The following is an 18,784-nucleotide window of genomic DNA, read 5'->3' on the forward strand; positions in this document are numbered from 1 at the left end:
ACATGCGCGAAGCTTCCGCCATTTCCAGTGTCAAGCTGGAGCTGTTACGGAGCGGGCCGGCCCATAACCAGCTGCTTTCTCCTCTGACTTCCTACATTGCGCTGTGCGGTTCCGATGGGCCGGTAACGCTGAACATGCCCTTCGAGCAGCGCCAGTTGCTGAGCCGGTTGCAACGCCTGCGCTATCAGATGGACAGGACGCAGACTTCCGAAGATCAGCGCCAGTCGGAACTGCGTGACCTGGGCGAGATGATCGGCAAGGTGTTGGGACTGGTGCCTGCCCTGTTGTCCGAGCTGGGCAGTGCCAGCTCCGGCAACGGTCGGCTCGTTCATCTGCGGCTGGTGATGTCTGCCTTCGAACTGGGCATGGTGCCTTTCGAAACCGCGATCGCGGCGGAGGGCTTTCCCGGAGCGGGGTCTCCCCTGTTCCTGCAGACGCGCATGCCGATTTGCGTTACGCGTGAATTCCGCCGTGGCCGTCCCCTGCCGATCGAATGGAACCGGGAGCCCCGCATACTCTTTGCCTTTGCGGCTCCGGATGGGTTGTATGTGCCGGCCGAGAGCCATTTGCAAGCCTTGCGGGAGGCCATCGACCCCTGGGTCAGAGTCGAGGAAGACCCCAAGGCCCGCATCGAGGAAGTCAAAAAGCATCTGACGGTGCTGCCCAATGCTTCCCTGGAGCAAATCCGGACGCTCTGTGCCTCGGGTGAGTTCACCCATGTGCACATCCTCGCCCACGGCAAATCCTTCCGGCATTGCGGGGACGAGCGTTACGGTCTGGCCCTGTGCGCCGAGGGCGGTACGGCTGCCGACGTCGTGGATGGAGAGCGGCTGGCCATCGCATTGATTGCCAGCGATCCGCTAGGCCACAGCCGGCATCGCCCGACGCTTGTCAGCTTGGCGACCTGCGATTCCGGCAACATCGACTCCCCCCTGACCCCGGGGGGCAGCATCGCCCACGAGCTGCATGCCGCGGGCATTCCCTGGGTCATCGCTTCCCAGTTTCCGCTGTGGATGAAGGCGTCGGCCGTTGCCGTCAGGGAGCTGTATTCCGGACTTCTGAAGGGAACGGATCCACGCTGGGTGCTTTATGAACTGCGCCAGCGTCTGCGCACGGACGTTCCGGAAACCCATGACTGGGCCAGTATCGTGGCCTATTCGACCGTATCCAGGGATTTCGAGCAGCAGGTCGGTCAGTTCCGCGATCAGCAGACGCGGCGGCGGATCGAGGTCAAGTTCGAGCGGATCGACGAGTTGGTTGGAGCGAATAACGAGTCCGGCGTCGAGCGTCCGAGCCTGACGGAGAAGCAGAAGCAGGAGCTGACACCGCTCTCGGCGGCGATCCGGGCGGATCTGGAAAGCTGGCGGGCCGAGTCGGGATGCGTGACGCCGGGCAATACGGAAATGGCCCACCGTTTCGGCATCAGTGGCGCCTGCGAAAAGCGCCTGGGCATCGCCTTCAACCAGATAGACGAGTCGGCAGAGCAGCGGGCGTATGAAGCCTGCCGGGATTTTTATTTTCAGGCCTGGAAGCTCGATCCCTGCAACCACTGGGTCATCACCCAGTGTCTGGCGATACGGGCCATCCTGGCGCTGCGGGAAGATAAAGAGGGCCGCCCGACGGACAGGATCGAGCAGGAAGCCAGGCAACTGGCGGCCGACTACGGTGTGATCTGGCAGGCGGTTCGTCAGGTGGTCGACTGGCGCATATGCAACTTGTCGGGACGCGAACAGGCTTATGCGTATAGCACGCAGGCCGAGCTGGATCTGCTGGGGACCGTTTATGCCGGAGCTGCTTCCGGTGAGGCGCTGAAGGACCAACTGGTCTTGAACTGCAAGGCCTTGAGGGAGCGGAGCGTGACCAATGCCCAGCCGCTGGTTTCGGCACGTCGCCAGTTCCGGCGTTACCTGCAGGACTGGCCCAGCCCGCTGTGGAACGACCTGGCCAGCGCCGCGCTGGAGCACCTGTCCCAATAAGGGCAGACGAGCGTTCGAAAGGGATATGGCGCACGTGCGAGCGGCTCCCGGGCGTTTGCCGACGGACAGTAACGTGCAGGGTCCATAAGCGAGGCAGCCAACCCACCCGGGCCCGCAAAGCTATAGCCCATGAAAAAACCGCCGGCCTTGCGGGCGGCGGTTTTTCGTTCTCCGGGCCCCCGAGGGGCCGACCGTCAGGCCGGCGCCGAGGTGCGGATCAGGTGGTCGAAGGCGCCCAGCGAAGCCTTGGCGCCTTCGCCCACGGCGATGACGATCTGCTTGTAGGGCACCGTGGTGACGTCGCCGGCGGCGAACACGCCGGGAACCGTGGTGCTGCCATGGGCGTTGGTGATGATCTCGCCGCGCTCGCTGAGCTCGACGCTGCCCTTCAGCCACTCGCTGTTCGGCAGCAGGCCGATCTGCACGAACACGCCCTCCAGCTCGATGCGGTGCGCCTCGCCGCTGAGGCGCTCCTTGTAGACCAGGCCGTTGACCTTCTGGCCGTCGCCGATCACTTCGGCGATCGGCGCGTTGAGCAGCACGGTGACGTTCGGCAGGCTGTGCAGCTTGCGCTGCAGCACCGCGTCGGCACGCAGCTTCTCGCCGTGGGTCAGCAGAGTGACGTGGGCGACGATTCCGGCCAGGTCGATGGCCGCCTCGACGCCGGAGTTGCCACCGCCGATCACCGCCACGCGCTTGCCCTTGAACAGCGGGCCGTCGCAGTGCGGGCAGTAGGCCACGCCCCTGGTGCGGTATTCCTGCTCGCCGGGGACGCCGAGGGCGCGGTAGCGGGCGCCGGTGGCGAGGATCACGGCCTTGGCCTTGAGCGAGGCGCCGGACTCGAACTGCACCTCGTGCAGACCGCCCTTGGCGGCGGCCGGCACCAGCTTGACCGCGCGCTGCAGGTTCATGATGTCGACCTCGTACTGGCGGACGTGCTCTTCCAGGGCGCGGGCGAGTTTCGGGCCTTCGGTTTCCGGCACGGAGATGAAGTTCTCGATGTCCATGGTGTCCAGCACCTGGCCGCCGAAGCGCTCGGCCACCACGCCGGTGCGGATGCCCTTGCGCGCCGCGTAGATGGCCGCCGAGGCGCCGGCCGGGCCGCCGCCGACCACCAGCACGTCGAAGGCTTCCCTGGCGTTGAGCTTCTCCGCCCCGCGGGCGCTGGCGCCGGTGTCGAGCTTGGCGAGGATCTGCTCGAGCTCCATGCGGCCCTGGCCGAACGGCTCGCCGTTCAGGTAGATGGTCGGTACGGCCATGATCTGGCGCTTCTCGACCTCGTCCTGGAACAGCGCGCCGTCGATGGCGACGTGGCTGATCCTGGGATTGAGCACCGCCATCAGGTTCAGCGCCTGGACGATGTCCGGGCAGTTCTGGCAGGACAGCGAGAAGTAGGTTTCGAAGCGGTATTCGCCGTCGAGGGCCTTGATCTGCGCGATGGCTTCCTCGCTGGCCTTGGACGGATAGCCGCCGACCTGCAGCAGGGCCAGCACCAGGGAGGTGAACTCGTGGCCCATGGGGATGCCGGCGAAGCGCAGGGAGATGTCCGCGCCCGGACGTTCGAGGGAGAAGGACGGGACGCGTGCGTCCTTGCCGTCGGTGCGCAGGGTGATCTTGTCGCTCAGGCCCTGGATGTCCTGCAGCAGGCCGAGCATCTCCTGCGACTTGGCACTCCCGTCAAGGGTGGCAACGATCTCGAAGGGCAGGGTGACGCGCTCCAGGTAGGCCTGCAGCTGGGTCTTAAGGCTAGCGTCCAACATGGGTTTCGACTCCTCGATGGGGGTGAAGAACTTGATGGGTGCAACCTTACGATGCAGGGGAGAATTTTCCTAATCGATTGAACTTGTCGGGTCGATTTCGTTTTTCTATCCATGACGGCGCAGCCCTCATCGGCAGGCATGGGGCTGGTCCTCGACGAACGCCTGGGCAGACTCGGTGATCAGTGCCGCGCACGCATCGGCGAAGCGGCTCGCACAGTGGACGGTCAGGCCGCCACCGACGCTGTGGCCGAAGCAATGAAGTTCGCCGTCGGCCGGTTGCTCCGCGGATCGGACCTGCCGAAGCCGAGCCGGTCGTAGGCAATCACCTGCCTGCCGGCGCTCAGGACGTCGCCGAAAGCTTCGCCAGCAGTGCGGCGAAGGCGCGGGCGCTGTGTTCCTCGTCCGCATGACGGCCTTTGCGCACCACCCAGCGGCCGGCGACCATCAGGTCGCGCACCTGGCGGTCGCTGCCGGCGAACAGCCAGCGGTTGAGGATCTGGTCGCCTTCGGCATTGGCCAGATAGGGATCGGTGCCGTCCAGCACCAGCAGGTCGGCGCGCCGGCCGCTTTCCAGCGCGCCGACCGGCTGGCCGAGGGCCTGGGCGCCGCCGCTCAGGGCGCCCTGGTAGAGCGCGGCGCCGACCGCCGGGCGGCCGGGCTGGACGAGACGGTTGCGCCGGCGGTCGCGCAGGCGCTGGCCGTATTCCAGCCAGCGTAGTTCCTCCACCACGCTGACCGAGACCTGGCTGTCCGAGCCGATGCCGAAGCGGCCGCCCCGGGCCAGGTAGTCCGTGGCCGGAAACAGGCCGTCGCCGAGGTTGGCCTCGGTCGCCGGGCAGAGGCCGGCGACCGCGCCGCTGGCGGCGAGGAGGGCGAGTTCGTCCGGCTGCGCCTGGGTGGCGTGCACCAGGCACCAGCGCTCGTCCACCGGGCAATTCTCGAACAGCCACTGCAGAGGGCGCCGGCCGCTCCAGGTCAGGCAGTCGTCGACTTCCTTCTGTTGCTCGGCGATGTGCAGGTGGATGGGGCCGTCGATGGGCGAGGCGGCCAGCACCCGTGCGATCTGTCCGGGGGTTACCGCGCGCAGGGAATGGAAGCCCAGCCCCAGGTACTGTCCGGCCTGCTCCAGCGCCGGGTGCAGGCGTGCCAGCAGGTCGAGGTAGCCGTCCGTGTCGAGGATGAAGCGCCGCTGCTCGGTGCCCGGCGGCAGGCCGCCGAAGCCGGAATGGCTGTAGAGCACGGGGACCAGGGTCAGGCCGATGCCGGCCTCGCGGGCGGCGCGGGCGAGGCGCAGGGACAGCTCGATGGGGTCGGCGTAGGGCCGGCCGTCGCGGTCGTGGTGCAGGTAGTGGAACTCCGCGACGCTGCTGTAGCCGGCCTTGAGCAGCTCGATGTAGAGCTGGCGGGCGATGGTTTCGAACTGGTCAGGGTCGAGCCGGGCGACCAGCCGGTACATCCGCTCGCGCCAGTTCCAGAAGCTGTCCTCGGCGCTGAACGCGACCTCGGTCAGTCCGGCCATGGCGCGCTGGAAGGCGTGGGAGTGCAGGTTCGGCAAGCCGGGCAGCAGCGGCCCGCGCAGGCGTTCGGCACCCTCGGCACGGGCATCGGGCTCGATCCGCCCGAGTCGGCCGGCGGCGTCGATTTCCAGGCGCACGTCGCGCGCCCAGCCGCCCGGCAGCAGGGCGCGTTCGGCGAACAGGGTGGTCGTCATGCTGGCCTCGCGGCGCTCAGGAATGAAGACGGGCACAGGGCACCCAGCGTTCGAAGGCGCCGTCCTCGACCCAGGCCCGCGCGGTGGCGATGTCCGGGGCGAAGTAGCGGTCCTCTTCGTAGTGCGCGACCCGGCTGCGGATCAGCGCCATGACCTCGCCGAGCTGCGGCGAGGTGGACAGCGGCGCGTGGAAGTCCATGCCCTGGGCGGCGGCCAGCAGTTCGATGCCCACCACCGCGGCGGCGTTGCCGGCCATGTCCTGCAGGCGGCGGGCGGCGAAGGTGGCCATGGAGACGTGATCCTCCTGGCCGGCCGAGGTCGGCAGGCTGTCCACCGAGGCCGGGTGGGCCAGGCTCTTGTTCTCCGAAACCAGCGATGCCGCGGTGACCTGGGCGATCATGAAGCCGGAATTCAGCCCGCCTTCCCTGACCAGAAAGGCCGGCAGGCCGGACAGCGCAGGGTCGACCAGCAGGGCGGTGCGCCGCTCGGAGAGCGCGCCGATCTCGGCGATGGCCAGGGCCAGCACGTCGGCGGCCATCGCCACCGGCTCGGCGTGGAAGTTGCCGCCGGAGAGCACCTCGGCGTCGCCGGCGAACACCAGCGGGTTGTCCGACACCGCATTGGCCTCGCGCAGGAACACCCCGGCGGCGAAGCGCAGGTGGTCCAGGCAGGCGCCCATCACCTGCGGCTGGCAGCGCAGCGAGTAGGGGTCCTGGACCCGCTTGCAGTGGACGTGGGAGCGGTTGATCGCACTGTCGTGGAGCAGCTCGCGGTACAGCTCGGCCACCGCGATCTGCCCCGGCTGGCCGCGCACCGCCTGGATGCGCGCATCGAAGGGCACGAAGGAACCCTTCAGCGCCTCGACGCTGAGGCTGCCGGCGACCAGCGCGGCGCCGAACAGCCGCTCCGCGGCGAACAGCCCGCGCAGCGCCAGGGCAGTGGACACCTGGGTGCCGTTGAGCAGCGCCAGGCCCTCCTTGGGGCCGAGGATCAGAGGCTCCAGGCCGGCGATGGCCAGTCCTTCGGCCGCCTCCAGTACCTGGCCTTCATGGCGCACCTGGCCGACCCCGAGCAGCACCGCCGCCAGATGCGCCAGCGGCGCCAGATCGCCGGAGGCGCCCACCGAACCCTGGGAGGGGATGCACGGATAGACCCGGGCTTCGTAGAGCTTCAGCAGCGCCTCGATCACTGCCCAGCCGACGCCCGAATAGCCGCGCGCCAGGGAGGCGATCTTCAGCGCCATGATCAGCCCGACGCTGGCGTCGTCGAGCAGCGGCCCGGTGCCGGTGCAGTGGGAGAGCACCAGGTTGCGCTGCAGGGCGGCGAGGGAGTCGGCCGGGATCGAGGTGCGCGCCAGCAGGCCGAAGCCGGTGTTGATGCCGTACACGGTGCGCTGGCTGGCGAGGATCGCCGCGACGCTGCGCGCGCCGGCCTCGACCTCGGTCCGGCAGGCCGGATCGAGATCGAGCGTCGCCTGGTTCCAGTAGATGTCGCGCAGGTCGTCCAGGACGAGCTGGCCGGGGCGAAGGAGCAGGGCGGAGGGCATGGAAGCATCCTGCAAAGAGACTTCCTATATAGATAGGCAAAAAGCCCGGGCCTTGTCGAAGCGGACCCTGCGATATGGGCGGGGCAGGAGCGGTTTTGCCGTATTCATTTGCCCATTTATCCATAAATCGGAAATATACGGCTGAGCCGGATGCCGCCATGTCTTGAGAGGGCCCGGAAACCATGGATGAGGGAATCGGAAGATCGACGAAAAAAAGGGGGCAGGAGAGGGGGCCGACGCTGGCCTGGATGATGATGTGGGAACAGGGGGAAAAGGGGGGGCAAGAAAAAGCCCACCAAAACAACGATGGGCTCTGTCACACGATGGAGCTGATCCTTCAGCTGGGACCATAGTGCTCCAAGCGAAGTGAAAGTTCCATGAAAAAATGTTTGAAAAGTATTGCTTTGCAGCCGTTCCGACGAGCGGTGATCGCAGGGCTGCAGCCCGTACCATGCCTGCGCTGGCATCGTTCCGATGGCCCCGTTTCCGAGTGTCTTCTGAGGCCACAGACACTCGACTTTCGGCGAGGTTGACTGCGTCTGTTCATCGGATGACCAGGGGCGGCTACCATCGCCAATCCAGACCGGTCGGCGGTCAGGAAGACTCGATAACGCGGGCAGGCGAGGCCGTGAAGTAATGACAGCCGGGACGATGCGTCTCGAGGCCATGGCGGTGCCCTCCAAGCCATGCCGGAGGATGCAGGGTGGCTCCCCGGCAGGCCCGGCATCGCGGTGCCTGTCTGGATTTTTCCTTAAATCGGAAATCATCGAGTAGGCCAAGCCAGTCCGGATACGCCCTGTGCCGGCTTTTGCGGATGAGAGAGCCCAAGCGAACGCTCGTCCAATATATTTCCTAAAATCGGAAGTCTAGATATGGGACAAGAATTCCACCACCGAACCTTCCCACCCCAGTCACAAAGAAACGTCTCCAGCTGCCTGCTGCGCGACGCGGCGAGGGGGAAGACGGCTTCTGCTGCGCCGGGTCGCCCTGGATGAGGCTGCACCCGGCGGCAGAAACGGGGGCGGCCGGGCAGGCCTAACGGATTTCCGACACTTCCAGCACGTGGGTGAAGGCCTGCTGCTGGCCGTCCCAGACGTAGCGCAGGTGCTTGCCCTGCACCGGGATGCTGGTCGCCGGCGGGCGGAACAGCGCCACGCATTCGGCGCCCGGCCGGCGCACGCTGGCGTAGAGCAGGCCCCAGTTGCCGTCCAGGCGCAGCCGGGCGGCGAAGGCCTGGGCCGGGCCGTACTGCTGCGGGTCGGGGTGGTAGAGCGCGGGGTCGCCGGCGCGGATGTCCAGCAGCGGCCGGACGATCTCGCTCAGGTAGCAGCGCATGGTCAGCTCCAGGCTGGGTTGCTGCGTGGCGGCGAGGAAGCGGGCGCGGTGGAACTGGGTTTCCGCGATGGCCGCCTCGAGGCTGTCGGCCGCGTAGTAGACGCCGTAGCTGCCGTCGGTGAAGCGGCTCGGGCTGCCGATGTGGGTGAAGGCCGCCATGACCGGACTGGAGCCGGGCCCGGAAATCCGGTCCTCGGGCGCGACCAGGTGGATCTCGCCGGCTTCCTCGCGCAGCCGGTCGTTGGTCAGCGCCTCGATCTCGAAGGCGATTTCCAGGTCGGCGGGGTCCAGGGTGTCCTCGAACACGCCGATGGGCGGGAAGTGGCTGGCGACCAGCCGGTGCGCCTGCCAGGCAGGGATGACTTCGTTCATTGCCTAACCCCGCTGCGCCGCCAGATAGCGATTGACGTCCGACAGGTCGACCAGCGAGCCGGCCAGCATCCGCTGCAGCGCCGTGTCGCCGTTGAAGGGCGCGGCCCTGTTCGGGCGCTTGACCCAGTCGTAGGCGGAGGGCGAGTCGCCGAACAGGATGCGCAGCGACTTGTGAATGCCCATCAGGTGGGAGATGCGCTCCAGCAGGTCGCGGCCCAGGCGGACCTCGGGCAGCTTGCGGTAGTTGAAGTAGGTGGAGCGGCCGATGCCGCCGAGCAGCACCATCTGCTCCTCCGCGCTCAGCCCCCAGAGTTCGGCGAGGCGGAAGAAGAAGGTCAGCGCCACGCGACCGGCCTGGGGCGTGTCGACGTCGGCGCGGCCGGTTGGGGCGGTGCGGGTATGAGGTTCCATGGGGAAGCTCCGTGGCTGTCCAAATATGTTTATTAGTGACAATATAGTCCATATATAGACTAAAAGAACAGCGCCAGGCCCGACTCCATCCAGTGCGCTACCATTGCGCCGAGTGAAACTCGAGGCCACTCGGCCTTGCGCCGCAACGGGGAATGCCGATGTTCGGAAAAGCTGCCGGTGAGGTATTGGGAAGCGGGATTTCCGCACTGGCCAGGGATGCCGCCAACGAGAAGGGGCGACTCGGCGAGGTGTTCCGACGGATCGCCAGTCATCCGGTCAAGGTGCTGGCGTCCTTCATCGCCGCGCCGTTTCTCATCGTCCGGGTCGCCCTGCTGGTGAGGAGTCCCCGGCGGCGGGCCGTCGCGCTCGTCGGCCTGCTGCTCTCCGTGCTGCTCTCATACGGGGCGGCTACCTTTCTCGGTACCCTGGTCGGCGCGGCCTTCGTCGCTTCGCACATCGGGCTGCTGGCGGGGATCGGCTTCCTGTTCGGCACCACCCTGAGCGTCTACCTGAGCGTCATCTTCTCGATCGTCGTGTTCCATGCCGTCTCGTTCGTCTTCCTCAAGATCAGCTCGCAGGAAGTGCTCGACTACCTGCGCGAGATTTCCAGCTAAGGTGCTTCGGGCGAACTGACCCGGTTGCGGCCCATTTCCTTCGAGCGGTAGAGCAGCTCGTCCGCTTCCGCGACCAAGCGGTCCAGATCGGGGTGGCCGGCCTTGCGCCGGGCGATGCCGAAGCTTGCGGTGATGGCGATGTCCTGGCTCTCATGCCGCACGCGCAGGCCTTCCAGCGCGGCGCGCAGGCGCTCGGCCAGGTGGGCGGCTTCGTTCAGGTCGGTTTCCGGCAGGAGCAGGATGAATTCCTCGCCGCCCCACCGGGCCAGTACGTCCTGCCTGCGGATGGCAGCTTCGAGGGTCCTGGCCGTGGCAACCAGCACCTTGTCGCCGCCGGCGTGGCCATGGGTGTCGTTGATCGCCTTGAAACGGTCGATGTCCAGGAGGATGAGCGACAGCTCCCGATCCTCCCGCCGGGCCCGCTGCCAGAGCGGCAGCGCCTTGTCGTGAAAGGCCCGGCGGTTGTCGATCCCGGTCAGCGGGTCGAGCGTCGCCAGCCGTTCGGCGCGCAGCTTCTCGGCCTGGGTGACGCGGAAGCGGTAGGTGAGGGCCAGGGCCAGCAGGGTGGCGTCCAGCATCATGCCGATGTCGGCCGCGCGATAGGTCCATGCATTGGTCGGGATGCGGCCCCAGACTGCCAGCGTACTGATGGCCGCACCGAGCATCGCGGCGATGGAGGCCAGCAGGAAGTATTTCGCCGGCTTTTGCCCGGAGCGCATGGAAATCGCGCCCAGCGCCAGCATGATGCCCGCGAACAGGAGGACGAACACGAAGGCGAGCATCAGGGCGTGCTTCTGGCTGCCGGCCAGGATGGCCAGCAGCATCAGCAGGGTGAAAACGCCCAGGTAGCCGACTATGGCCCGGTAGAGACGCGGGAAATGCCGACGGATGTCCAGAAAGCGCAGGGCGAAGGCCAGCCCGCTGCTTCCGTAGAGCAGCACGAGCAGCGGATTGGACCATTGCGCCCAAATTCTGGAGTCGGGCCAGAGCCACTGGAAGCCATGGCCGGTATAGGCGCCGTTCATCAGCAGGAAGGCACCGAGATACAGGGAGTAGAGCAGGTAGCTCGCATCCCGCAGGCCGGCCCAGAGCATGAAGTTGTAGGCCAGCAGGGCGAACAGGAAACCGTAGAAGAAGCCGTAGCTGTAGTCCTGGATGCGTTCCCGGGCACGTGCCTCGTCCGCCGTCAGCAGATAGAGCGGAACGACCATGGGGTCGGGCTTCTCCACACGGATGAAGAGTTCGCTGAGTCCGGGCGCGAAGGCATGTTCGAGCATGAAGAAACGGTTGTCGCCAGGGGATTGCCCGAATGCCTTGCGGTCGGCGATTACATGGCTGGCCCGGGTCGTTCCTGCGAGACGGAAATGCACCTCCACCCGGTCGAGCCATGGGGTCTTGATGTGCAACTGGCGCTCCAGCGGCTGCGCCGTCGGGTTTTCCACGGTGAGCTGGAGCCAGACGGGCACCGAGCCGATGCCGAAGTTCGGCACCGGGGCGCCGACGGCCCTGAAGGCGCCCCGGGCGTGGGCGGCAACGGCCTGCTCCAGGCTCAGCCGGCCGCCCGTCTCCATCAGATAGCTGGTGTGGAGGCCGATGGGGCCGGTCTGGGAGACGTTTGCCGGCAGGGGGCGGTCCCCGGCAAAGGCCGGTATGCCGCGGAGCGAAGCGAGCAGCAGGAGCAGGGCGAGGAGCAGGAGCAGGGCGAGGAGCAGGCGAGTCTTCATCAGGTTCCATCTAATGGCGGCGCTGCGAATGGCACAGAACAGATTGATCGATGGCAACCGACCCGTGAAGTGGGTCGTCAATTGGCCACCGAACATTTTATGGTGATGCGGGATCTGCTGGCGCAACACGATCGCCCCGCTCCAGCCTCGCCAGCGACGTCGCCGGGAATAGCCCGAGCATCAATTGCGCGATGAAACCGTTGCAAGATCGACCGGAACAGGCAGGGATGGCTTCATCGCGGCGTTTCGGAGGGAGGATGCCGGTCTCGGTGTTCGTGGCAGTGAGCCGGCATTATGCACTGCCGGGGGGCGTGGTGCTCTGCGATGGCGGCGATATTCACCGTCCGACCGGCGGTATATACGGCGGGATCATCTGCCGCCCCAGTCACGCTTCAACGCGCCCGGCGCCGTGAGCGGTTTTGACAGACGTCCTTGCAGCATCCGAAGTTGCCAGACGCCGCCAAAGTATCCGTTGCCCCGTCGTGGCAGCCACATTCTGGCCATGCGTAGTTGGTTGTCGGCAAACTTGCGCAAGTCATTTGCCAACTCGGGCAGATTGAGATGATCGAGTTCCCGGGCTGCTCGCTTGTTGTCGCGGGCGTTCCGTACGAGATCGGAGGCATGGGCACGAGCTGTGCCGCTATGTTCCAGGTCGGACATAGGAGTACCTCTTTGGGAAAGAGGCCGTCCCTGGCGGTGGTTACTACAGGCGTTTCAAATTTTCCTTCCCCTTCCTCAACTTACACTCTCAGTAGTTCTCGAAAACAACAACAGTGCCGATGGGTTGTGTTCAGGATGTGTCTATTTGAATGGACAATCCAGCATGTTTTGCGTTCCCTGTTATCGGCCTCCAAGTTCAGCTATAGAACTTGTCGAGCCATCCGGCAACATGGCCCGGTAATAAAAAATTTCGATGGCGATATGGTTCGAAGGGTATTGTTCCATCGCCATTCAAGCAGGGCGTTTCAGCCAAGTATGGCTCTTCCGTCGATATTGACCAGTATCGACAAAGATTCCCGCGGGCAATCTAACCGAGCACCGCCAGATCCAGCGGCGCGGCCACGCCGCCGACCCGGCGGGCCGCACGAAGCTCCTTGCTGCCCGCGTAGCCCTGGGCGCGGGCCAGTTGGTAGGTCGTGCGGGTGGTCAGGCCGCGGCTGTGCTCGACCTTGTTGTGCTTCTCCAGCTTGGCGGCGAGGTTGACCGCGTCGCCGATCAGCGTGTACTCGAGCCGCCGCCCGTGACCGATGATGCCGAACACCACCTCGCCGCTGGCAAGCCCGGCGCCGACGTCCGGGGCGGGCAGGCCGGCCGCCTGGCGCTGGGCGCGCCAGCGCCCGACCGCCGTCCAGATGGCGTCGACGGCACGCAGCGCCTGGGCGGCGAAGGCGGGATCGGGGCTCACCGCGCCGAAGCTGGCGAGGATGCCGTCGCCCATGAACTTGTCGATGCTGCCGCCGTGGGCCTTGAGGATCGGCAGCAGCAGGCCCTGGTATTCGCCGAGCAGGGCGATCAGCTCGTCGGGGACCAGACGGGCGGCGGCTTCGCTGAAGCCGCGCATGTCGAGGAAGAGGATCGCCGCCTGGCGCAGCTCGCCCTGGCCGGCCATGACCTGCGCCTCGGAGTGGGTGATGCGGCTGGCCACCGACTCGTCGAAGAACAGCGACAGATCGGCCACCGCCTGCTCGCGGGCGACGGCGCTGGCGAGCAGGCGGCGGGCGCGGGACAGGGAGAAGGCGAGCACGGCAGTGACCATGAGGAGTGCCAACACCCGGTCGAATTCGCCGCCGTAGTGGATCTGGATCGAGCGCAGCGAAGTCACGTAGGATTGCCCGGCGCGCTGGCCACGGCATAGCCGAGCAGGGCGAGCCAGCCGGCCGCGGCGGTGAGGCCGGAGAGGATCACCCAGAGCGGCTCGAAGCGCAGCGCGCGCAGGGCGATGAGGATGAACAGGTAGGCGAACTCGGTGCTCTTCAGGGAGAACTGCGCGGGCTGCTCGTACTGCAGGTGGTAGGCGAAGATCACCCCGACCAGCAGGGCCATCTCGGCGACTACGCCCAGCCCCAGCAGCCAGCGCCCGAGCTGCCCGCTGAGGGCAAGCCACAGGCGCAGCAGGGCGAGGATGGCGAACAGGCTGAGCCCCAGCGGCGCCGCCTCCACCGGCGCGTCCGGGGCGAAGCCGTGAGTGCTGCCGGCGTAAAGCAGGGCGAGCAGCGCGGCGATGCCCAGTTGCACGGCGCCGACCAGCAGCTCGCTGCGGTACTGCTCGCGGGCGATCTCCCGCCGTACCCGCGCCGGCAGCAGCGGGGCGGGCATCGTGACGGGGTTCGCTCCGTTCATTCGCGTGCCTCCTCGTTACGGCTCCACAGCCTCAACCGCCGGCCTTGAGCTGCCCGCCGGCAATGCGCAGGCAGGTGCCGGCGGGTAGCATCAGCCACTCCTCGGGGCTGCGCTCGCGGGTCGCCTGGCCGGCGCAGGCGTGCTTCGCGGTGCCACAGTCGTTCCTGCCGGCGCGCACCACGGCGTAGCAGCGCTCGCGGTCGGCGCTGAAGGTCTTCGCCGAACCTGGCAGCAGATGGCTGTACTGCTGCACCGCGAGCAGGCTCAGGCCGATTGCGGCAGCGAGGACCGCGCCGTTGGCGAGTCGGTACGGCATGCGCCGGCCTCCTGCAGATAGTCGAAGAGCACCCGCCCGTAGGGCAGCGTCAGGTCAGCGACGAAGTGGATGCCGCCGAGCACCCGGCGCACCGGCAGGTCGGCGACCGGCGCGTTGACGTGAGGGATCAGGTGCAGCCGCGCCGGGCTTTCCCAGGCACCCTTGATGTGGATGTCGGCGAGGTTGTAGGCGACCAGCTGGGCGATGGCGGGGGAGCCGTCGACGTCCGGGATCAGCTTGAGGTTGACCTGGGTCCTGGAGAGTTTCTGCACCAGCGGCGCGGTGTCGCAGACCAGTCCGCCGTTGCCGCCGCAGAGGATGTTGTCGTGCTTGTAGGCCATGCTCGCCAGCGCCACCGGCTGGCCGGCATATTCCAGGCGCCCGGCCAGGGTGTCGCGGTTCACCTTCAGCGAGACGTCGGCCAGCTTCTTGGGAAAGCCCCAGATCTCGCGCCCGCCGGAGATCGGCGGCTCGCAGTCGAGGTACATCTGGGCGACGAAGTTCAGCGGCTCGCCGCGAAAGCGGCAGGGGATGACGATGCCGGACTCGGTGTAGTCGCCGAAGCCGGTGGAGTCCGGCATGCGGATGAACTCGTAGAGCACCCGGTCGCTGCCGTCCGGCTCCAGCGGCTCGGGTACCGCGGCGCGGATCGCCGCCGGGTCGGACTGGTAGGTGACGATCATGTACTGGCGGTCGATGAAGCGGTACGGACCCCTGGGGTAGCTCGGGCTGGCCAGCGGCATCGAGGCGGTTTCGAGGATGTCGGCGATCTTCATGGGCATTCTCCGGTGGGGCGGGTCAGAGGAATTCGGCGCGGATGTCCACGCTGGAGCGCTCGCCGAGGGCGTCGTAGGTCTCGGCCAGCCAGTGCCCGGCCTGGGCGCGGCCGCGATCGCGCAGCGTGCAGAGGAATCGCCAGTCGGCGTTGAGCTTGCTCGACACGCCGAGCCCGGCCATGGTCTCGTCGGCGCGGATCGAGTGGATCAGCATCCGCTTCATCTCGCCGTCCGCCACCTGGCCGCGCTCGATCAGCGAGGTGACGAAGGCGATCGCACGCAGCTCGCGCATCAGCGAGGAGTTGAAGCTCACCTCGTTGATCCGGTTGAGGATCTCCGCGGCGGTCTTCGGCACGCCGCGGCGCACGATGGGGTTGATGTGCACGATCACCACGTCGCGGCTGGCGCATTCGTAGATCAGCGGATAGATCGCCGGGTTGCCGACGTAGCCGCCGTCCCAGTAGGGCACGCCGTCGATCTCCACCGCCTGGAACAGGAAGGGCAGGCAGGCCGAGGCGAGCACCGCCTCGATGCAGATCTCCTCGCGCGGGAAGATCCGCACCTTGCCGCTCTCCACGTTGGTGGCGCACAGGTACAGCCGGGTGCTGCCGTTTTCGCGCAGGGCGGCGAAATCCACGTGGCGCCCGAGCACCTGGCGCAGCGGATTGAAGTTGAACGGATTGAACTGATAGGGCGAGAAGACCCGCATCAGCATGTCGGTCATCAGGTAGAACGGCGAGTGGTCGAGCCGGTGGCCGTACAGGTTGCCGACTCCGGGCAGCTGGCGGAACGGGCTGTACAGCGCCGCGCTGGCGGCGATGTCGCGCCAGAAACCGTGCAGCGCCTGGCGCGCGCCGGCCGGGCCACCCTGCATCAGGCCGTAGGCGAGCACCACGGCGTTCATCGCCCCGGCGCTGGTGGCGCTGATCCCCTCGAAGTCAATGCGCCCGTCCTCCAGCAGGCGGTCGAGCACCCCCCAGGCGAAGGCGCCGTGGGCGCCGCCGCCCTGCAGGGCGAGGGTCACCGGCTTCACCTGCAGCTGGCCGGCGCCCGCGCGCTGCGCCGCCGGGCGTTCGTCGAGTCGTTCTCTGGCAGTCATGGCGTGCACCTCAGTGTTGGGTCCAGCCGCCGTCCATCGCCAGGGCGGCGGCGGTCATCGAGGCGGCGGCATCGGAGCAGAGGAACAGGGTCAGCGCGGCCAGCTCCTCGACCGCGACGAACGCCTTGCGCGCCTGGTGCGTCAGCAGCACGTCGCGCACCACGTTCTCCGCGGAGATGCCGTGGGCCCTGGCCTGGTCGGCGATCTGCCGCTCGACCAGCGGGGTCTTCACGTAGCCGGGGCAGAGGGTGTTGCAGGTGATGCCGTACTCCGCCCCCTCCAGGGCGACCGCGCGCGAGAGGCCGACCAGGCCGTGCTTGGCCGCCACATAGGCCGACTTGAACGGCGAGGCGGTCAGTCCATGGGCCGAGGCGATGTTGACGATGCGTCCCCAGCGGCGCGCCTTCATCTCCGGCAGCACCGCCTTGATCAGGTGGAAGGCCGAGGACAGGTTGACGGCGAGGATCGCGTCCCACCTGTCCTCGGGGAACTCCTCGAGCGGCGCGACATGCTGGATGCCGGCGTTGTTGACGACGATGTCGACCTTGCCGAACTCGCCGCGGGCGTAGTCGGCCATGCCGCGGATGGCCGCGGGACTGGCCAGGTCGGCGGGCGAGTAGCGCACCCGCACGCCGTGGCGCGTTTCCAGCTCGTGGCGCAGGCTGTCGATGGCGTCGGGCTCGCCGAAGCCGTTGAGCAGCACGTCGGCGCCCTGTTCGGCGAAGGCGCGGGCGATGCCGAGGCCGATGCCGCTGGTGGAGCCGGTGACGATGACGGATTTTCCCTGGAGCATGGGGTTGTCCTCGCTGGGAAGATGGGCGGTTGCAGGAGCGGATTTATCCGCGATTCCCGGCGGCGCCGAGGGCTTGCGGTGTTCTTGCAGGTTCGGAGCGGGCCGGGATTTCGCGCAGAGGGGGTGGCGGGGCGGCGGCCTCGTCCTCCGTCTCGCCGCTGCGGGTGAAGCGCAGGTGGGTGATGTCGGCGCGGAAGAACATGCCCCAGGTCCATTCCGCCCAGATGTGCAGCTTGCGGCCGAGGGTCGGCATGCGCAGCAGGTAGTAGGCGCGCCACAGCAGCCAGGCGGGCAGGCCCGCCAGAGGCAGGCCGAAGACCTGGGCGACGCCGTTCAGGTGGCCGACGGTGGCCATCATCCCTTTCGAGAGGTGGGCGAAGGGGCGCGTCTCCTGGCCGGCGATGGCGGCGGCGAGATTGCCGGCGAGCTGCGCGGCCTGGGCCACCGCGAACTGCGCGGTGGGCGGCGAGTCCGCGCCGCTGGCGGCGTTCGCCACCCGCGCGCAGTCTCCGAGGGCCCAGACCCCGGGCAGTCCCGGCACCGCCATGTCGGCCTGGGTGTCGATGCGCCCGCGCACCAGCGGCACGCCGAGCTGCTCGACCAGCCGGTGTGGGCGGGTGCCGATGGTGCAGATCACCGTCGCGGCGGCGAGGCGCCCGCCGTCGGCCAGGTCCACGCCCTCGGCGTCGACGCCGGCGGCGCGGGAGCCGAGGTGGACCGCGACGCCGCGCCGCTCCAGCGAGCGGGCGGCGCGCCGGCCGAGGCTTTCGGGCAGCTCCGGCAGCAGGCGCGCGCCGTCCTGGAGGATCGTCACCCGCAGCTCGTCCGGCTTCACCCGCGGGTAGTAGCGCAGCGCGCCGCGCAGGAAGTCGGCCAGTTCCCCGGCCACCTCGACCCCGGAGAAGCCGCCGCCGACCACCACGAAGTGGCCCAGGCGCCGGCGCAGCACCGGGTCGGATTCCAGCTCGATGCGCGCCACCCGCTGCAGCACGCGGTTGCGGATGAACAGCGCGTCGCCGACCAGCTTGAGCGGCAGGGCGTGCTCGGCCATGCCCGGCACCAGGGCGAGGTTGGCGCGGGTGCCGAAGGCCAGCACCAGATGCTCGAAGGACAGCGTCTGCGGCCCGGCGAGGGTCTCGGCGCGCACCTGGCGGGTTTCCAGGTCGACGCCGGTCACCGTGCCCATGACGAAGCGGGTGCGCCTGAGCATCTGGCGGATCGGCGCGATCACCTGCTCGGGGAACACCGAGGCGCCGACCACCTCGGCGAGCATCGGGTTGAAGGTGGTGTAGCTCTCCCGGCTGACCAGCACCACGCGCCAGGGCGCGGGGAGCCGGCGCTCCAGGGCGCGGGCCAGGGTGGTGCCGGCGAAGCCGCCGCCGATCACCAGGATGTTGCGTTCCGCCGGCTCGCCGGCTGCCGGAACGGGGATGTCCAGGGAATCGGGCTTCATGCTGCGCGCCTCCCCCGCCAGCGGCGGATCAGGTGATCGAGGGACAGCTTGCCGGGGCCGTGGCACAGCGTGACCAGCAGCAGGAGCCCCCAGTACTGGTGGTGCTGCAGCCCGACCTCGCCGAGGCCCGGGTAGGAGATCACCGCGACGATGTTGAACAGGAACAGCGCCAGCGCCGCCAGCCGCGTGCCGAGGCCCAGCACCAGCAGCACCGGCAGCGACAGCTCGGCCGCGGTGCCGAGCCAGGCGGCCAGCTCCGGCGGCAGCAGCGGCACTGCGTATTCGTATTCGAAGAGCGTCAGGGTGCTGCTCCAGCTGGCGATCTTGGTCAGTCCGGCCTGGAAGAACACGCTGGCGACCAGCAGCCGGATGCCGAAATCCAGCAGCGGGGTGAACAAGGCGAGCCCCTTCAGCGCGGCATTGGCCGCGTCGTCGAAGCGGCCCTTGAGGGGCGCGCGGGTCTTCGCCAGGGGCGCGGGATGGCTGGCAGAGAGATCCATGGTGACCTCCTGAGAGTCGGTGGGGTGGGGAGGGCCGGCCGCCCGGCGGCCGGCAGGG

17 protein-coding genes and 1 pseudogene are annotated in these 18,784 nt (G+C 67.8%); 2 read left to right on the top strand and 16 right to left on the bottom strand.

Annotation, left to right across the window (positions count from 1 at the left end):
- Positions 1 to 2: 2 nt before the first annotated feature.
- Positions 3 to 1,976, top strand: coding sequence for a CHAT domain-containing protein (locus EV691_RS13725; RefSeq protein WP_131297459.1), 1,974 nt, complete (start codon positions 3 to 5; stop codon positions 1,974 to 1,976).
- Between the two features lie 194 nt (positions 1,977 to 2,170).
- Here the strand turns inward: EV691_RS13725 and ahpF are convergent, their stop codons facing one another.
- From ahpF to EV691_RS13755, 6 genes and pseudogenes are all read right to left on the bottom strand, one after another.
- The gene (gene ahpF, locus EV691_RS13730; protein WP_131297460.1) at positions 2,171 to 3,736 is read right to left on the bottom strand and encodes an alkyl hydroperoxide reductase subunit F; all 1,566 of its coding nucleotides are present in this window, start codon (positions 3,734 to 3,736) and stop codon (positions 2,171 to 2,173) included.
- Positions 3,737 to 3,880: 144 nt separating this feature from the next.
- A pseudogene (locus EV691_RS24275) lies at positions 3,881 to 4,077 on the bottom strand (alpha/beta fold hydrolase); the annotation flags it as partial.
- Complete coding sequence (locus EV691_RS13740) at positions 4,077 to 5,447, bottom strand: formimidoylglutamate deiminase (RefSeq protein WP_131297461.1); 1,371 nt, start codon at positions 5,445 to 5,447, stop codon at positions 4,077 to 4,079. The pseudogene EV691_RS24275 and the gene EV691_RS13740, both read right to left, overlap by 1 nt.
- 16 nt (positions 5,448 to 5,463) lie before the next feature.
- Entirely contained in the window at positions 5,464 to 6,993 is a 1,530-nt protein-coding gene (gene hutH / locus EV691_RS13745; protein WP_131297462.1) for a histidine ammonia-lyase, read from the bottom strand.
- Positions 6,994 to 8,028: 1,035 nt separating this feature from the next.
- Entirely contained in the window at positions 8,029 to 8,700 is a 672-nt protein-coding gene (locus tag EV691_RS13750) for an RES family NAD+ phosphorylase (protein ID WP_131297463.1), read from the bottom strand.
- Positions 8,701 to 8,703: 3 nt separating this feature from the next.
- The gene (locus EV691_RS13755; RefSeq protein WP_242672480.1) at positions 8,704 to 9,111 is read right to left on the bottom strand and encodes an MbcA/ParS/Xre antitoxin family protein; all 408 of its coding nucleotides are present in this window, start codon (positions 9,109 to 9,111) and stop codon (positions 8,704 to 8,706) included.
- A gap of 158 nt (positions 9,112 to 9,269) precedes the next feature.
- Here EV691_RS13755 and EV691_RS13760 point away from each other — a divergent pair, with 158 nt between their 5' ends.
- Positions 9,270 to 9,725 carry a hypothetical protein gene (locus tag EV691_RS13760; protein ID WP_131297464.1) on the top strand — a complete coding sequence of 152 codons (456 nt, stop codon included), beginning with the start codon at positions 9,270 to 9,272 and terminating at the stop codon, positions 9,723 to 9,725.
- Here EV691_RS13760 and EV691_RS13765 read toward each other — a convergent pair.
- The 10 genes from EV691_RS13765 to EV691_RS13805 all read right to left on the bottom strand — a co-directional run bounded on the left by EV691_RS13765 (position 9,722) and on the right by EV691_RS13805 (position 18,726).
- Positions 9,722 to 11,449 carry a diguanylate cyclase gene (locus EV691_RS13765; RefSeq protein ID WP_131297465.1) on the bottom strand — a complete coding sequence of 576 codons (1,728 nt, stop codon included), beginning with the start codon at positions 11,447 to 11,449 and terminating at the stop codon, positions 9,722 to 9,724. The two genes, EV691_RS13760 and EV691_RS13765, sit on opposite strands and share 4 nt — an antisense overlap.
- 369 nt (positions 11,450 to 11,818) lie before the next feature.
- Entirely contained in the window at positions 11,819 to 12,109 is a 291-nt protein-coding gene (locus EV691_RS13770; protein ID WP_242672481.1) for a hypothetical protein, read from the bottom strand.
- Positions 12,110 to 12,476: 367 nt separating this feature from the next.
- Complete coding sequence (locus EV691_RS23595) at positions 12,477 to 13,271, bottom strand: adenylate/guanylate cyclase domain-containing protein (RefSeq protein ID WP_207390140.1); 795 nt, start codon at positions 13,269 to 13,271, stop codon at positions 12,477 to 12,479.
- On the bottom strand, positions 13,268 to 13,789 hold the full coding sequence (locus EV691_RS23600; protein WP_207390141.1) for a hypothetical protein: 522 nt from the start codon (positions 13,787 to 13,789) through the stop codon (positions 13,268 to 13,270). The genes EV691_RS23595 and EV691_RS23600 overlap by 4 nt, the downstream gene beginning before the upstream one ends.
- 31 nt (positions 13,790 to 13,820) lie before the next feature.
- Positions 13,821 to 14,105: a BufA1 family periplasmic bufferin-type metallophore gene (locus EV691_RS13780; RefSeq protein ID WP_089168143.1), complete on the bottom strand. Its 285-nt coding sequence runs from the start codon at positions 14,103 to 14,105 to the stop codon at positions 13,821 to 13,823.
- Entirely contained in the window at positions 14,054 to 14,881 is an 828-nt protein-coding gene (locus EV691_RS13785; RefSeq protein WP_131297466.1) for an acetoacetate decarboxylase, read from the bottom strand. The genes EV691_RS13780 and EV691_RS13785 overlap by 52 nt, the downstream gene beginning before the upstream one ends.
- Positions 14,882 to 14,903: 22 nt before the next feature.
- Positions 14,904 to 15,980 (bottom strand): patatin-like phospholipase family protein, encoded by a 1,077-nt coding sequence (locus EV691_RS13790; protein WP_131297467.1) that lies wholly within the window; start codon positions 15,978 to 15,980, stop codon positions 14,904 to 14,906.
- A 10-nt stretch (positions 15,981 to 15,990) separates the two neighbouring features.
- Entirely contained in the window at positions 15,991 to 16,773 is a 783-nt protein-coding gene (locus tag EV691_RS13795; protein ID WP_131297468.1) for a 3-hydroxybutyrate dehydrogenase, read from the bottom strand.
- A 43-nt stretch (positions 16,774 to 16,816) separates the two neighbouring features.
- A complete protein-coding gene (locus EV691_RS13800; RefSeq protein ID WP_131297469.1) occupies positions 16,817 to 18,226 on the bottom strand; it encodes an NAD(P)/FAD-dependent oxidoreductase in 1,410 nt (469 codons plus the stop codon).
- Positions 18,223 to 18,726: a DoxX family protein gene (locus tag EV691_RS13805; RefSeq protein ID WP_131297470.1), complete on the bottom strand. Its 504-nt coding sequence runs from the start codon at positions 18,724 to 18,726 to the stop codon at positions 18,223 to 18,225. The genes EV691_RS13800 and EV691_RS13805 overlap by 4 nt, the downstream gene beginning before the upstream one ends.
- Positions 18,727 to 18,784: the final 58 nt, after the last annotated feature.

It is taken from the genome of Azotobacter chroococcum (genome assembly GCF_004339665.1).
GTDB lineage: Bacteria > Pseudomonadota > Gammaproteobacteria > Pseudomonadales > Pseudomonadaceae > Azotobacter > Azotobacter chroococcum.

What these genes read in the sequence shown, in the direction of transcription:
- EV691_RS13805 (WP_131297470.1), bottom strand. Translation starts at nt 18,726, where the DNA reads ATGGATCTCTCTGCCAGCCATCCCGCGCCCCTGGCGAAGACCCGCGCG.
- EV691_RS13785 (WP_131297466.1), bottom strand. Translation starts at nt 14,881, where the DNA reads ATGAAGATCGCCGACATCCTCGAAACCGCCTCGATGCCGCTGGCCAGC.
- EV691_RS13790 (WP_131297467.1), bottom strand. Translation starts at nt 15,980, where the DNA reads ATGACTGCCAGAGAACGACTCGACGAACGCCCGGCGGCGCAGCGCGCG.
- EV691_RS13770 (WP_242672481.1), bottom strand. Translation starts at nt 12,109, where the DNA reads ATGTCCGACCTGGAACATAGCGGCACAGCTCGTGCCCATGCCTCCGAT.
- EV691_RS13780 (WP_089168143.1), bottom strand. Translation starts at nt 14,105, where the DNA reads ATGCCGTACCGACTCGCCAACGGCGCGGTCCTCGCTGCCGCAATCGGC.
- EV691_RS13740 (WP_131297461.1), bottom strand. Translation starts at nt 5,447, where the DNA reads ATGACGACCACCCTGTTCGCCGAACGCGCCCTGCTGCCGGGCGGCTGG.
- EV691_RS13755 (WP_242672480.1), bottom strand. Translation starts at nt 9,111, where the DNA reads ATGGAACCTCATACCCGCACCGCCCCAACCGGCCGCGCCGACGTCGAC.
- EV691_RS13800 (WP_131297469.1), bottom strand. Translation starts at nt 18,226, where the DNA reads ATGAAGCCCGATTCCCTGGACATCCCCGTTCCGGCAGCCGGCGAGCCG.
- EV691_RS23600 (WP_207390141.1), bottom strand. Translation starts at nt 13,789, where the DNA reads ATGAACGGAGCGAACCCCGTCACGATGCCCGCCCCGCTGCTGCCGGCG.
- ahpF (WP_131297460.1), bottom strand. Translation starts at nt 3,736, where the DNA reads ATGTTGGACGCTAGCCTTAAGACCCAGCTGCAGGCCTACCTGGAGCGC.
- EV691_RS13750 (WP_131297463.1), bottom strand. Translation starts at nt 8,700, where the DNA reads ATGAACGAAGTCATCCCTGCCTGGCAGGCGCACCGGCTGGTCGCCAGC.
- hutH (WP_131297462.1), bottom strand. Translation starts at nt 6,993, where the DNA reads ATGCCCTCCGCCCTGCTCCTTCGCCCCGGCCAGCTCGTCCTGGACGAC.
- EV691_RS13765 (WP_131297465.1), bottom strand. Translation starts at nt 11,449, where the DNA reads ATGAAGACTCGCCTGCTCCTCGCCCTGCTCCTGCTCCTCGCCCTGCTC.
- EV691_RS13795 (WP_131297468.1), bottom strand. Translation starts at nt 16,773, where the DNA reads ATGCTCCAGGGAAAATCCGTCATCGTCACCGGCTCCACCAGCGGCATC.
- EV691_RS13760 (WP_131297464.1), top strand. Translation starts at nt 9,270, where the DNA reads ATGTTCGGAAAAGCTGCCGGTGAGGTATTGGGAAGCGGGATTTCCGCA.
- EV691_RS13725 (WP_131297459.1), top strand. Translation starts at nt 3, where the DNA reads ATGCGCGAAGCTTCCGCCATTTCCAGTGTCAAGCTGGAGCTGTTACGG.